General features: G+C 66.8%; 12 protein-coding genes. 11 read left to right on the top strand and 1 reads right to left on the bottom strand.

All coding sequences use genetic code 11. The features are described 5' to 3' along the window. The first annotated feature begins 6 nt into the window (after window positions 1-6). On the top strand, window positions 7-783 hold the full coding sequence (locus tag DMX10_RS17220) for a substrate-binding domain-containing protein (RefSeq protein ID WP_111262210.1): 777 nt from the start codon (window positions 7-9) through the stop codon (window positions 781-783). On the opposite strand, the gene DMX10_RS17215 is transcribed toward DMX10_RS17220, so the two are convergent. Next, window positions 769-1,677 carry a LysR family transcriptional regulator gene (locus tag DMX10_RS17215; protein ID WP_111262209.1) on the bottom strand — a complete coding sequence of 303 codons (909 nt, stop codon included), beginning with the start codon at window positions 1,675-1,677 and terminating at the stop codon, window positions 769-771. The genes DMX10_RS17220 and DMX10_RS17215 overlap by 15 nt on opposite strands. 308 nt (window positions 1,678-1,985) lie before the next feature. On the opposite strand from DMX10_RS17215, the gene DMX10_RS17210 reads away from it, so the two are divergent. From DMX10_RS17210 to DMX10_RS17160, 10 genes are all read left to right on the top strand, one after another. Next, on the top strand, window positions 1,986-2,471 hold the full coding sequence (locus DMX10_RS17210) for a DUF2165 family protein (RefSeq protein WP_111262208.1): 486 nt from the start codon (window positions 1,986-1,988) through the stop codon (window positions 2,469-2,471). A 4-nt stretch (window positions 2,472-2,475) separates the two neighbouring features. Beyond that, window positions 2,476-3,192: an SDR family oxidoreductase gene (locus tag DMX10_RS17205; protein ID WP_111262207.1), complete on the top strand. Its 717-nt coding sequence runs from the start codon at window positions 2,476-2,478 to the stop codon at window positions 3,190-3,192. A gap of 115 nt (window positions 3,193-3,307) precedes the next feature. After that, window positions 3,308-3,478: a YhfG family protein gene (locus tag DMX10_RS17200; protein ID WP_111262206.1), complete on the top strand. Its 171-nt coding sequence runs from the start codon at window positions 3,308-3,310 to the stop codon at window positions 3,476-3,478. Further along, a complete protein-coding gene (locus DMX10_RS17195; RefSeq protein ID WP_111262205.1) occupies window positions 3,478-4,074 on the top strand; it encodes a putative adenosine monophosphate-protein transferase Fic in 597 nt (198 codons plus the stop codon). Before DMX10_RS17200 ends, DMX10_RS17195 begins: the two co-directional genes overlap by 1 nt. 204 nt (window positions 4,075-4,278) lie before the next feature. Next, window positions 4,279-5,610, top strand: coding sequence for an MFS transporter (locus tag DMX10_RS17190; protein WP_111262204.1), 1,332 nt, complete (start codon window positions 4,279-4,281; stop codon window positions 5,608-5,610). 209 nt (window positions 5,611-5,819) lie between these two features. Beyond that, a complete protein-coding gene (locus DMX10_RS17185) occupies window positions 5,820-7,292 on the top strand; it encodes an aldehyde dehydrogenase family protein (RefSeq protein WP_111262203.1) in 1,473 nt (490 codons plus the stop codon). A 96-nt stretch (window positions 7,293-7,388) separates the two neighbouring features. Then, on the top strand, window positions 7,389-8,972 hold the full coding sequence (locus tag DMX10_RS17180) for a BCCT family transporter (protein ID WP_111262202.1): 1,584 nt from the start codon (window positions 7,389-7,391) through the stop codon (window positions 8,970-8,972). 120 nt (window positions 8,973-9,092) lie between these two features. Further along, on the top strand, window positions 9,093-10,214 hold the full coding sequence (locus DMX10_RS17175) for an aromatic ring-hydroxylating dioxygenase subunit alpha (protein ID WP_111262221.1): 1,122 nt from the start codon (window positions 9,093-9,095) through the stop codon (window positions 10,212-10,214). 259 nt (window positions 10,215-10,473) lie between these two features. Further along, the gene (locus DMX10_RS17165; RefSeq protein ID WP_111262201.1) at window positions 10,474-11,862 is read left to right on the top strand and encodes an amino acid permease; all 1,389 of its coding nucleotides are present in this window, start codon (window positions 10,474-10,476) and stop codon (window positions 11,860-11,862) included. A 23-nt stretch (window positions 11,863-11,885) separates the two neighbouring features. Next, a complete protein-coding gene (locus DMX10_RS17160) occupies window positions 11,886-12,713 on the top strand; it encodes a phytanoyl-CoA dioxygenase family protein (RefSeq protein ID WP_111262200.1) in 828 nt (275 codons plus the stop codon). Window positions 12,714-12,719 lie beyond the last annotated feature (6 nt).

Below are 12,719 nucleotides of genomic sequence, written 5' to 3'. Positions count from 1 at the left end.
TTTTCGATGAAGGTATTTGCAAAACGTCTCGTCGCGCTCGCCTTCGGCCTGTGCGCGATCCACGCAACCGCACGCGCGGAAGAGCTGAACGTCATGACCTCGGGCGGCTTCACCGCGGCCTTCAAGTTGCTGAGCCCGCCGTACGCGCAGAGCAGCGGCGACACGGTGAACACCATTCTCGGCCCCTCCATGGGCAATGCTCGCGAGGCCATCCCCAATCGCCTGGCGCGAGGGGAGCACGCCGACGTGGTGATCATGGTCGGGTATGCACTGGATGAGCTGATCAAGCAGGGCAAGGTGGACCCGGCCTCCAGGGTGGAACTGGCGGATTCGCGCATCGGCATGGTCGTGAAGCAGGGCGCCCCCAAGCCGTCGATCGATACCGAGCAAGCGCTGAAGCGCACGCTGCTGAGCGCCCGGGCGCTCGCCTATTCCGATAGCGCCAGCGGGGTCTATATCAAGAACGAGTTGTTCAGGAAGCTCGGCGTCCAGCAGCAGGTCGGCCCGAAGGCAAGAATGATCGAACGGATTCCGGTTGCCTCCACCGTCGCCTCGGGTGAGGTCGAGATGGGCTTCCAGCAAGTCGCCGAACTCTTGCCCGTGCCGGGTGTCACCTTCGTCGGCAAGATCCCGGAGTCGCTGCAGTCCGTAACCCGCTACTCCGCCGGTATTCCCCGCAATGCCGAGCACCCGGAGCGGGCGAAGGCGTTGCTGGCCTACCTGTCCTCGCCGGCGGCACAACCCGTCGTTCGTTCCACCGGCCTGGACTCAATCCCCCGCTAGCCTGGCCGGCATGCTCCGGACCAGCCGTTCCAGCTCGAGCGCGGCGGGCGTCAGCGTACGCCCGCGCCGCTTGATCAGGCCCACGTTGCGCAGCACCTGCGGCTCCTCCAGCGGTACGGCCTTGAGAATCGGGTGAGGGGTACGCGGCATGGCGATCGAGGGAACGGCCGCCACGCCCAACCCGGCCTCCACCAGGCCTATCGCCGTGGTGACGTGCCGGGTCTCGCAGATGCTGTCCTTTGCGGGGTGCAGGCGCTTCAGCGCCTGGCTCATGATGAGGCGGTTCCCGGATGTCTTGTCCAGGGCGATGTAGTCGTGCTCATACATCTCCGACCAGGTCACCGAGGCCCGGTCCGCCAGGGGATGATCACGCCGGCAGGCCATCACATAGCGCTCTTCGAGCAGCAGGTCGAACGTCACTTCCGGGCTCAGGTGCCCACTGAAGCTGACGCCGAAATCCGCCTCGCCACTGGCCACGGCGCCGTTCACTTCATGGGCGCTCGCATCCACGACCGCGATCCTGATGCGGGGATACAACCGATGAAACTCGCTGATCGCCTGGGGCATGAAGTAATAGGCCGCCGAAGGCACGCATGCGACCGTGACGCGCTCCGTCCTGCTGGAGGCGATATCGCTGATGCTCATCAACGCGTTGTCCAGCTCGTCGAGCACCCGCTCCACCTCGGGAACGAAGGCACGCCCGATCGCCGTCAGGCTCACCCGGCGGGTCGTCCGCTCGAACAGCTTCACGTTGAGTGCGGATTCGAGTTTCTCGATGCGGCGGCTCAGTGCCGGCTGGGTGATCTTCACCGCCTCGGCCGCCTTGCGAAAACTGCCGTTCTCCACCACCGCCCGAAACGCCTGGAGGTCGTTCAAATCGAAGTTGATGCTCATCCGAGTCACCGTATTGATAACGGGGGTGCATCAATACCATGTTTGGAAATGTCCGGGTCGATGGATTCGGTTCGGTTCCGCACCAGGGTTGTGCAGGTGGGGAAGGGGGCTTCGGCCAGACGGCTCGCTGATTTCGGCTTAGTGGTTTGCGGGCTCCCTGGCCGTATCGCTCGTCCGCCTCGGCCAAGCCCACTTTCCCTGTTCGTCGGCTATTGACCTCAACTTAGCTTGAGGTTTTATCGTCCTGCCCGTTCTTGCCCGCCACCCATGGCGCGGCAAGCGTCTTTTGCAACCAACAAGGACCCGGAATGGACACCCAGACTTCATTGATGATCTTCCAGGCCACGTGCTTCCTCGGGTTTGCGCTGTGGCTCGGCATTGCCCTGGTCAACAACCTGCACGGTTTCGCCAGCTCGGTGGGGGCGGTGGGGGCGACGCTGTCGATGGCGCCCTTGCGCCAGCCGCCCGTGGTCGACATCCCCTTGCTCAGCCGGGCACTGGTTTCGCTGACGCTGCATCGCCTGGCGCTGGGGGTGATCGTGCTGCTGCAGGCGGTGGCCGTTCTCGCCGTATGGGCGGGGTGCTATCTCCTGCTGTTCGGCGGTGGGCTGGAGGCTGCTCGACCCTGGTTGAACCTGGCGCTGAGCGTGGCCCTGGCCTCGCTCTTCGCCATGCTGCTGGGCGGGCTCTGGTTCGCCTACTGGATACGCCAGGAGGGCCTGCAACTGACGCACCTGGTGCTGGTGATCTGGGTGTTGCTGAACTTCCTCGTGCTCAATCTGCGCTGGAGCTGACCTGATGAAGATGATGGTGATAGGCGCCAGCCGGGGCCTGGGTCGTGCGTTGGTGGAGGGGTTGGGCAAGCCGGGGGACCGGATCGTGGGCGTGTCGCGCAGTCGGCCGGATCGCCTGGCGGTCGCTGCGGGCGTCGACATCCAGTGGATCGAGGCCGACCTGGCCGAGCCGAAGGTAGCCATGGCGCATATCGAGGCCCAGGCACCGGCGGAGCTCGACGTGCTCATCTGCAACATCGGCATCTGGGAGCCGCAGGCCTTCAGCGAGGGATACGACTTCCTGAACGACAGCGATGAGACGCTCGCCAGGTTGGTGGAGGTGAACATCACCGCCACGCTGTTGTTGCTCAAGCGCCTGGTGCCACGGCTGCTCGGCTCTGCCAGGCCGCAACTGATCCTCACCGGTTCCACCTCCGCCCTGCATCGCAGCGGGCGGCCCGAGGTGGCGTTCGGTGCCTCCAAGTTCGCGCTGAACGGGATGGCCGATGCATTGCGCGAGGGCTTCCGCGAGCAGCGGCTGGCGGTGACGGTGCTGCAACTGGGCTACCTGAATACCGATGACGACCTCGCCACTCCGCTGGCTGAGGCGGCGGCACGAGGGGAGGGGCAACTGATCCCGCTGCATGACGTGGTCACCCTGGTCGACGCATCGTTGCGCCTGTCGACGGCGTCCTTCGTGCGCGAGCTGGTGCTGCCGGCGATGGCGGACGAACGCTTCTGAGGCGGATCGGGGGAGAGGGTAGAGGGCTTGCCAGGAGAGCGGACGCCGCCAACGGGCGCGGAGAAGTGTGGGGCGATCCGCTATAATCGTGCGGTTGCTGACAGGAGGTTCACCGATGCCAACGCCGTCCCTGCAAGCCAAGAGGGCTTATTACGCCAAGGCGCGCCGGTCCAACTACGCGGCCAGCCTGCGCCTGGAAGGGTTCGAGACCACGCCAGCCGATGGCGAGCGAAAGCTGCCCTCACGTGAGTCCGTACTGAGTGCCTACCGCTCCAGGCAAGACTGATGGTCGACAAGTACGGTACGGGCCAGGACCCGTACTGCTACCCCGCCACCCGGGTCTTGCGCAATCGCCTGGGTCTGACCAGCGACGCGGCTCTGAACCGAGCCGAACGCTCCCTCTCCGAGATTGCTGCCAGCGAAATTGAATTCGCACTTCCCCCCTATGACCTGGCAGCACTTCAGCGAATCCATCGGCAACTCTTTGCGGATGTTTATGACTGGGCTGGCGAGCTCAGAACGTTGGATATCTCCAAAGGTGATACTCACTTCTGCGTCCAGCAGCGCATAGAACCTGAAGCCGGCAAGATCTTCGCGGCCCTGGAGAAGGCCTCCTGGCTGGAGGGGTTGCCCCGTGACGAACTGGTGATTGCGGCGGCTGAGTACTTTGGCGACCTGAACGTGATTCACCCCTTTCGTGATGGCAACGGTCGTGCCCAGCGCATTCTCTTCGAACACCTCATCGTCAATGCGGGCTATGAAATCAGCTGGTGGTCGGTAGAGGCGGACGAGTGGCTGCGGGCCAACATCGAGGCTGTGTTCTGTGACTACCGGGGCCTTGAGCGAATCTTCGAGCGCTGCATTGGTGGGCCCATCGCTTAGCGTGCGGCGGGTCTGTCGTGTGCGGACTTCCGCCTCCGCTCTGGCAGGCGCCCCTTCCGTGTATGTCCGTGTTTCCAACGCCACCCGCATCGCGCCTTACATCCCCGCCATCGCCTCTCTACCGCCCACGCCATAGCCCCCGTTCTCCCTGCATTGCTAGCGTCGCTTTCGCCCATTCGGGGCTCGCTTCAGGGAGAAGCCTTCATGCCGAGAATCGTGCGTATAGCGGACATCATCGACGACAGCCCGCTCTCCTGGTTGCAGGTGCGGGTGCTGGTCCTGTGTTTTCTCATCGTGTTGCTGGATGGCTTCGACACGGCCGTGATCGGCTACGTCGCGCCGGAGCTGATCCTCGAGTGGGGGCTTGAGCGCAGCGAGCTGGCGCCGGCCTTCGGCGCAGGGCTGTTCGGCATGTTGCTGGGGGCGGTGTGCTGCGGGCCGCTGGCCGATCGCTTCGGGCGCAAGCGCGTGCTGCTGGCCGGCATCCTGGTGTTCGCCCTGGGCACGCTGGCGGCGGCGTTCTCCACCTGGCTGGGGCAACTGGTGGTGTTGCGCTTCGTCACCGGCATCGGCCTGGGCGGCGTGCTGCCCAACTGCATCACCCTGTCATCGGAGTATTCCCCACGGCGCCGGCGGATGCTGCTGGCCACCCTGAGCTACTCGGGGTTCATCCTCGGCCTGGCCCTGGGTGGCAGCGTGGCGGCCTGGCTGATGCCGGCACTGGGCTGGGAGGGGATGCTCGCCCTCGGCGGCCTGGCGCCGCTGGTCCTGGTGCCGGTGCTGATGCGCTGGCTGCCGGAGTCGCTGTACTTCCTGGTGGGCCACAAGCGCCAGCGCAAGACCCTGTTGCGCCTGGTCACCGCCATCGGCGGCAGGGACAGCTGGCGCGGCGCGATCCTGGTGGGCGACCTGCCCGAGCAGCCGCGCTCGCCGGTGTCCGTCCTGTTCCAGCGGGAACGGGTACTGCGCACGCTGATGCTGTGGCTGACCTTCTTCTGCGGGCTCTTCGTCTTCTACCTGCTGACCAACTGGCTGCCCACCATCCTCCGTTCCAGCGGCTACGGAGCGAGCGAGTCGGCACATATCGCCTCGATGATTCCCATGGGCGGGGTGCTCGGCAGCATCGTCATGGCGCTGGTGCTGGACCGCGTCGGGCCGCGTTGGGTGCTGCCGTTGCAGGCGGCGTTCTCGGCGCTGGCCCTGGGGATGATCGGCTCGCAGCTGGGCAGCGCCAGTGAGCTGATGCTGATGGTGTTCATCGCGGGCTTCGGCCTCAGCGGGCTGCTGTCCAACCTGAGCATCTTCGCCGCCACGCTGTACCCGGTGGACGCGCGGGCCACGGGGGTGAGCTGGGCCCTCTCGGCGGGGCGCGCCGGGTCCATCGTCGGCTCCATGATGGGTGCCTGGCTGTTCGCCCAGGCGGGCAGCCTGCCCGATTTCTTCATCTGGCTCGCGGTACCGGTGCTGGTGGCCAGCCTCGCGCTGGCGGTACTGGGCTATCGCCGCCGCGCCTTGCTGAACGTGGCGCCGGAATGACGCTTCCCGATCGGCCGGCGCGCGCTCTTTTGCGTCGGTCGCCTTTCTACCCGGCTCGCCAGCGGCCCGCCTCGGCCGAGCACCCCTCTGGCGAGGCCGGAGGGGAGTGGGCCGTGCTGAACGTCGCCGCCACTGCGCGTCGCCAGGGGCTTGCCCCAGGCGACGCTCACAGCCAGGCCCCATGCAGGGCCATGAGTGAAGGAACCACCATGAACGACACAACGCTCTACATCGACGGCTGCTGGGTCGGCCCGAGTCGCCCCAACCGCTTGAGCAGCATCAACCCCGCCACTGAAATGACCCTGCAGGAGCTGTCTGCGGCCGGCATCGAGGAGGTGGACCTGGCGGTGCAGGCCGCGCGCCGTGCCTTCGAAGGGGAGTGGGGCCACACCCGGGGTGCCGTGCGTGCGCGCTTCCTGGAGGCCATGGCCGATGACCTCGAGCGCCGTGCCGAGGAGCTGGCCCTGCTGGAGGTGCTCGACAACGGCAAGCCGCTGCCCGAGGCCCGGCAGGATGTCACCGAGGCCATCGCCTGCTTCCGCTACTACGCCGCTCTGGCCTGCGAACTGGACGAGCGCCAGGAGCAGCCACTGGTGCTGGACGACCCACGCTTCAGCTGCCGCATCCGCCACGAGCCGGTGGGCGTGGCCGCGCTGATCGTGCCCTGGAACTTCCCCCTGCTCATGGCCGCCCGCAAGGTGGCGCCGGCCCTGGCGGCGGGCGCCACCTGCGTGCTCAAGCCCTCGGAGCTGACACCGCTGACCGCCCTGCAACTGGGCCATACCGCCCATGCGGTGGGCCTGCCGCCGGGCGTGCTGAACATCCTGCCCGGCCGGGGCCAGGAGACGGGGCAGGCCCTGGCGCAGCACCCGGAGGTGGACAAGCTGGCCTTCTCCGGGAGGCTGATCACCGGAGCCAAGCTGGTGGCCGGCACCGCTGCCGATTTCAACAACCCGACCCTGGAGCTGGGCGGCAAATCCTCCCTCATCGTCTTCGACGACGCCGATCTCGATGCCGCCGTGGAGTGGGCCCTCTACGGCATCTTCCACAACCAGGGCCAGGCCAGCAGCGCCACCTCGCGCCTGCTGGTGCAGCAGGACATCGCCGAACGCCTGCTGGAGCGGCTGGTGGAGGCCGTGCGGGCTATCTGCATCGGCCCCGGCACCGAGCCGGGCGTGCAGATGGGGCCGCTGGTCAGCGCGGCCCGCTACAGCCAGGTGATGGAGGTCATCGCCCAGGGCCGGCAGGACGCGCGCCTGCTCACCGGCGGGCGCCGCCCGCCGGGCTTGCACATCGGCTACTTCATCGAGCCCACCGTCTTCGACGAGCCCCACACCGGCAGCCCCCTCTGGCGCCACGAAATCCTCGGGCCGGTGCTGAGCGTCAAGCGCTTCGGCACCGAGGAGCAGGCCGTGGCGATGGCCAACGACAGCCTCTACGGCTTCGCCGCCGCGGTGATGAGCACCGACCTGGACCGCGCCCGCCGCGTCGCTGGTCAGCTGCGGGTCGGCGTGGCCTGGATCAACTGCTCGCAACCGGCCCTCGTCCAGGCCCCCTGGGGCGGCACCCGCCTCAGCGGCCTCGGCCGCGAGCTTGGCCCCTGGGGGCTCGACAACTACCTGGAGGTGAAGCAGGTGACCGAATACATCAGCGAGGAGCCCTGGGGGTGGTACCGGGGCTGAGGTGCGTTCCCCGTGCGCGTGGGGTGGCTGTGGCCATCAAGACCAACAAGAACAACCCATCCGTCGAGTTCGGCCCGACGTGGCCGGGAGGCATGCATGCCCCAGAACCCCCGCAAGGACTCCTTTCTCATCGCCGCGAGCCTGATCGCCGTGTCCATCACCGTGGCCGGTCTCGCGCTGTTCCCCCAGGAGTCCGAGGCCTTTGCCGATCGCATCTTCGACTCCTCGACCCGGACCTTCGGCACCCTGGTGCAGCTCTTCGTCTTCGGTTGCGGGGTGGCGGTGCTCTACCTGGCGTTCAGCAAGTACGGGCAGATCCGCCTCGGCGCCGGGCGGCCGGAATTCGGCAACACCACCTGGGTATTCATGTTCATCTGCGCGGGCCTGGGCTCCTCGACCCTCTACTGGGGAATCATGGAGTGGGCCTACTACTACCAGACGCCGGGCCTGAACCTCGCGGCCGGCTCGGCCCAGGCGCTGGAGCACAGCGTCAGCTTCACCTTCTTCCACTGGGGCATCAGCGCCTGGGCGGTCTATGCGCTGTCGTCCCTGGCGCTGGCCTACCACTTCCATGTGCGCAAGCGCAGTGGCCTGGGGCTGGCATCGATCGTCGAGGCGGTGACCGGGTTCCGCGCGGCCGGGCCCATGGGCCGCCTGGTGGACCTGACCTTCCTGCTCACCATGTTCGGCGCGCTGACGGTACCGCTCGCCGTCACCGCCACCACCCTGACCCGCGGCCTGGCCAGCCTCACCGGCATTCCCGATACCTTCATCACCCAGGTGCTGGTCATCGGCCTGGTGGCGCTGGTGTTCTCACTCAGCTCCTACGTCGGCATCGATGGCGGCATGCAGCGCCTGGCCAGGCTGGTGGGCTTCGGTGTGCTCGGTTTCGCCGGCCTGATACTGGTGATAGGGCCGACGCGCTTCATCCTGGACAACACCGCCAACGCGTTCGGCATCACCCTGCAGAACTTCGTGCGCATGAGCCTGTTCACCGACCCGGCCGGCGAGGGCGCCTTCACCCGTAACTGGACGGTCTTCTACTGGCTCTGGTGGGTGTCCTACGCACCGGGGGTGGCGATGTTCGTCACCCGCGTTTCCCGAGGGCGCACGGTACGCGAAGTGATCGCCGCGCTCATTCTCGGCGGCACCGCTGGCTGCTGGTTCTTCTTCGGTGTGCTCGGCAGCTACGGCGTTCATCAATTCGTTGCCGGCGTGGTCGATGTACCGGGTGTCCTCGCGACTCAAGGCGGCGAGGTGGCCGTGGAGCTGCTGTTCAACGCCTTGCCCCTGGGCAAGCTGTTCCTTGCGGCTTACCTCGTCCTCATGGCGGTGTTCTGCGCCTCGCACATGGACGCCGTCGCCTATGCCGTGGCCGCCACCAGTACACGCAACCTGCGCGAGGGGCAGGACCCGACGCCCACGCATCGGTTGTTCTGGTGCGTGATGCTGACGCTGATCCCGCTGGCGATGCTGTTCGCCAAGGCCTCCCTGCCCACCATGAAGACGGCGGTGGTGCTCACGGCCATCCCGTTCACGCTGATCCTGCTGGTTATGATCTGGGGCCTGTTCCGCTGGCTGCTGGAGGATTACGGCCAGGTACCCGCCCAGCGCATCGCCGAGGAGTCCCGCGCGGCGCGCGAGGAGGGCGGAGGGGCCGCCATCGCCCCGGCACCCTGACCCGACGTCATGCCCGGATGGGGGCGGGCATGGCCAGCAAGCCCCCCTAATCGAGCGATACCACAAGAAGTTGCCTACGCCCGGGCTTGCCCGGCCAGGCGCCATAGAGGAGTACCGATGATGAACAGCATCCAGCGACTGCCCGCCGACTTCTGCGCTGATCCCGAGTTCGCCCATACGCTGCCCGCCAGCTACTACACGCACCCGGACATCTTCGAATACGAGAAGGAGGCCATCCTCGCCCGCAGCTGGATCTGCGTGGCGCACCGAAGTGAGCTGGCCGAGAACAATGCCTATGTCACCCGCGAGCTGATCGGCGAGAGCATCCTCATCGTGCGGGGGCGGGATGCCGAGCTGCGCGCCTTCTTCAACGTCTGCCCCCATCGCGGGCACCAGTTGCTGCAGGGCAGCGGTATGGCGAGGAACGTGATCACCTGCCCCTACCACGCCTGGGCCTTCCGCCTCGACGGGGAGTTGGCCCATGCGCGCAACTGCGCCGAGGTGGCCGGGTTCGACAAGAGCGCTTCGAGCCTGGTGCCGTTGCGGGTACAGGAGTACGCCGGCTTCGTCTTCATCAACATGGACAGCGACGCCGGCCCGGTGGAGCAGCAGCTGCCGGGGCTGGAGGCCGCCATGCGCAAGGCCTGCCCGGTGATCGACGACCTGCACCTGGCCGCCCGCTTCGTCACCGAAACGGCGGCCAACTGGAAGTCCATCGTCGACAACTACATGGAGTGCTACCACTGCGGGCCGGCCCACCCCGGCTTCTCCGACTCGGTGGACATCAATCGCTATACCCACAGCCTGCACGGCAACTGGACGCTGCAATACGGCGAGGCCAAGCCCTCGGCCCGGTCCTTCAGGTTCGACGACTCGGTGCAGAACCCATCCTTCGCCGGCTTCTGGGCCTGGCCCTGCACCATGTTCAACGTACCGCCGGGCGCGGATTTCATGACGGTGATCTACGAGCTGCCGGTCAGCGCCGAAGTCACCCTGCAGCAGTACGACATCTACTTCCTCGACAAGCAGCTCACCGCCGCGCAAAGGGCGTTGATCGAGTGGTACCGCGATGTCTTTCGCCCCGAAGACCTGCGCCTGGTGGAGAGCGTGCAGAAAGGCCTGCGCTCGCGGGGTTATCGGGGCCAGGGGCGCATCATGACCGACCGCAAGCGCAGCGGTGAGAGCGAACACGGCATCGCTCACTTCCACCGCCTGGTCGCACAGGCGCACCAGGGGCGTTGACCGCGCGCGGCGCTTCACGGCCTCGCCGGCGCCCCGCTGCAGGCAGGAGGTTGAGGATGGTCGACGATTCCAAACCGATAGCGGTGCGAAACCCGCATCCACGAGGGCGAGGCGGAACACCAGGACCGGTACCGGAGCGACGCAGAAAAGGCGGCCCAGCGCACCTTGATGCCGTGCCTGTCGCGGGCCAGGGGCGAGCGGCTGGTGCCGCACCTGTGACGCCGACACTGACGAACAACAACAAGAAAGGGGTAACGCAATGCACAACTCGACAATGCGCCGTGGGCTCAATGCCCGGCATATCCGCTTCATGGCCCTCGGCTCCGCCATCGGCACGGGGCTGTTCTACGGTTCGGCGGCGGCCATCCAGCGCGCCGGCCCCTCGGTGCTGCTGGCGTACCTGATCGCCGGCGCGGCGGTGTACCTGATGATGCGCGCCCTGGGCGAGATGGCCGTGCGCACGCCGGTGGCCGGCTCGTTCGGCCACTATGCCAACCGCTACCTGGGGCGCTTCGCCGGCTTTCTCACCGGCTGGACCTACGTCTTCTCGATGCTGATGGTGTGCCTCGCCGACGTCACCGCCTTCGGCATCTACATGGGCCTGTGGTTTCCCGATACCCCGCGCTGGGTCTGGGTGCTGGGCATCGTGTTCGTCATCGCCGCTATCAACCTGTGCAACGTGCGGGTGTTCGGCGAGCTGGAGTTCTGGCTCTCGCTGCTCAAGGTGGTGGCCATCGTCGCGATGATTCTCGCCGGGCTCACGGTGCTGGTGTTCGGCATCCGCCTGGGCGATGCGGGCGGGGTGGCCTCCTTCGCCAACCTCTGGGCCCATGGCGGCTTCTTCCCCAATGGGCTGGAGGGCATGGTGGCGTCCTTCACCATCGTCATCTTCGCCTTCGGCGGCATCGAGGTGATCGGCCTCACCGCCGGTGAAGCGCAGGACCCGCAACGGATGATCCCCAAGGCCATCAACTCGGTGCCGCTGCGTATCCTGCTGTTCTACGTGCTGACCCTGCTGGTGCTGATGGCCATCTACCCCTGGCCGAAGATCGGCAGCCAGGGCAGCCCCTTCGTGCAGATATTCAGCGGGCTGGGCATCGACGCCGCCGCCACCCTCCTCAACCTGGTGGTGATCTCGGCGGCCATCTCCGCCATCAACAGCGACATCTTCTGCACAGGCCGCATGCTCTACGGCATGGCCGGCAATGGCCAGGCGCCGGCCTCCTTCGCCCGGCTCTCACCTGCCGGCGTGCCCTGGATGACGGTCCTGGTGATGACCCTCGCGCTGCTCGTCGGCGTGCTACTCAACTACCTGCTGCCCAACGAGCTGTTCCTGCTGTTCGCCTCCCTGGTGACCTTCGCCGTGGTCTGGGTGTGGCTGATGATCCTGCTTTCCCAGGTCGCCATGCGCCGTCGCCTCGACGCGCAGGAGGTCGCCGCGCTGCGCTTCCCGGTGCCGTTCTGGCCCTGGGGGCAGTACCTGGCGATCGCCTTCATGCTGTTCGTCTTCGCCGTGATGGCGAGCTTCCCAGACACCCGTACCGCGCTCTATATCGGCAGCCTCTGGCTCATGCTCCTGGGCATCGCCTACCTCATGAAGGGGCCTGGCGACGAGCCGGCGGATGCGGCATCGACCCTTCGTCCCTGATCACGCACGCAAAGGAAACCTCCATGACCCGGCACCCCTATGAATTCGAGCTGCCCCATTCGCTGATCGAAGACTTCCACCGCGACGGCGCCATCTGCGTGCGCCAACTGTTCAAGGCCCAGGAGGTGGCGCTGCTCAAGCAGGGCATCGAGCGCAACCTCGCCAACCCCAGCGAGCGCGCCAAGGTCGCCAGCCGTCCCGACGACCCGGGCTGGTTCTTCGAGGACTTCTGCAACTGGCGGGAATTCGACGAATACCGCCGCTTCATCTTCGAGAGCCGTGTCGGCTCCGTCGCCTCGCAGCTCATGGGCGGCGGCACCGTGCGCCTCTACCACGACCACCTGCTGGTCAAGGAGCCCAACACCCGCCAGCGCACGCCCTGGCACCAGGACCAGCCCTACTACAACGTCGAGGGCCGGCAGAACTGCAGCATGTGGATGCCCGTCGACCCGGTGGCGCGCGCCTCCACCCTGGAGTTCGTCGCCGGCTCCCACCTCGGCCCCTGGTTGATGCCGCGCACCTTCCTCGACAACCAGGCCCGCTGGTTCCCCGAAGGCACCCTGGCCGACCTGCCGGATATCGAGGCCGATCGCTTCCGCTGGAACATCCTCGGCTGGGAGCTGGAGCCGGGCGACGCGGTGTTCTTCCACATGCTCACCCTCCACGGCTCCGGTGGCGTGGGCGGCAAGAGCCGACGCCGCGCCTTCTCCCTGCGCTTTCTCGGTGAAGACATGGTCCACGCCCCAAGGCCCTGGAAAACCTCCCCGGAATTCCCCGGGCTGGCGGACGAACTGGCAGCCGGCGCACCCATGGAACACCGCCTGTTTCCGGTGCTCTGGCCGAGGGTTTGAGGGGGA

It is taken from the genome of Pseudomonas sp. 57B-090624, from assembly GCF_003234055.1.
Lineage (GTDB): Bacteria > Pseudomonadota > Gammaproteobacteria > Pseudomonadales > Pseudomonadaceae > Metapseudomonas > Metapseudomonas tohonis.
Note: the sequence above shows the minus strand (reverse complement) of the source record. Positions and strands in the feature narration are given on the sequence as shown.

Excerpts from the sequence above, each read along its gene's own strand:
- DMX10_RS17165 (WP_111262201.1), top strand. The coding sequence starts at position 10,474 with ATGCACAACTCGACAATGCGCCGTGGGCTCAATGCCCGGCATATCCGC.
- DMX10_RS17220 (WP_111262210.1), top strand. The coding sequence starts at position 7 with ATGAAGGTATTTGCAAAACGTCTCGTCGCGCTCGCCTTCGGCCTGTGC.
- DMX10_RS17190 (WP_111262204.1), top strand. The coding sequence starts at position 4,279 with ATGCCGAGAATCGTGCGTATAGCGGACATCATCGACGACAGCCCGCTC.
- DMX10_RS17200 (WP_111262206.1), top strand. The coding sequence starts at position 3,308 with ATGCCAACGCCGTCCCTGCAAGCCAAGAGGGCTTATTACGCCAAGGCG.
- DMX10_RS17210 (WP_111262208.1), top strand. The coding sequence starts at position 1,986 with ATGGACACCCAGACTTCATTGATGATCTTCCAGGCCACGTGCTTCCTC.
- DMX10_RS17215 (WP_111262209.1), bottom strand. The coding sequence starts at position 1,677 with ATGAGCATCAACTTCGATTTGAACGACCTCCAGGCGTTTCGGGCGGTG.
- DMX10_RS17185 (WP_111262203.1), top strand. The coding sequence starts at position 5,820 with ATGAACGACACAACGCTCTACATCGACGGCTGCTGGGTCGGCCCGAGT.
- DMX10_RS17175 (WP_111262221.1), top strand. The coding sequence starts at position 9,093 with ATGAACAGCATCCAGCGACTGCCCGCCGACTTCTGCGCTGATCCCGAG.
- DMX10_RS17180 (WP_111262202.1), top strand. The coding sequence starts at position 7,389 with ATGCCCCAGAACCCCCGCAAGGACTCCTTTCTCATCGCCGCGAGCCTG.
- DMX10_RS17205 (WP_111262207.1), top strand. The coding sequence starts at position 2,476 with ATGAAGATGATGGTGATAGGCGCCAGCCGGGGCCTGGGTCGTGCGTTG.
- DMX10_RS17195 (WP_111262205.1), top strand. The coding sequence starts at position 3,478 with ATGGTCGACAAGTACGGTACGGGCCAGGACCCGTACTGCTACCCCGCC.
- DMX10_RS17160 (WP_111262200.1), top strand. The coding sequence starts at position 11,886 with ATGACCCGGCACCCCTATGAATTCGAGCTGCCCCATTCGCTGATCGAA.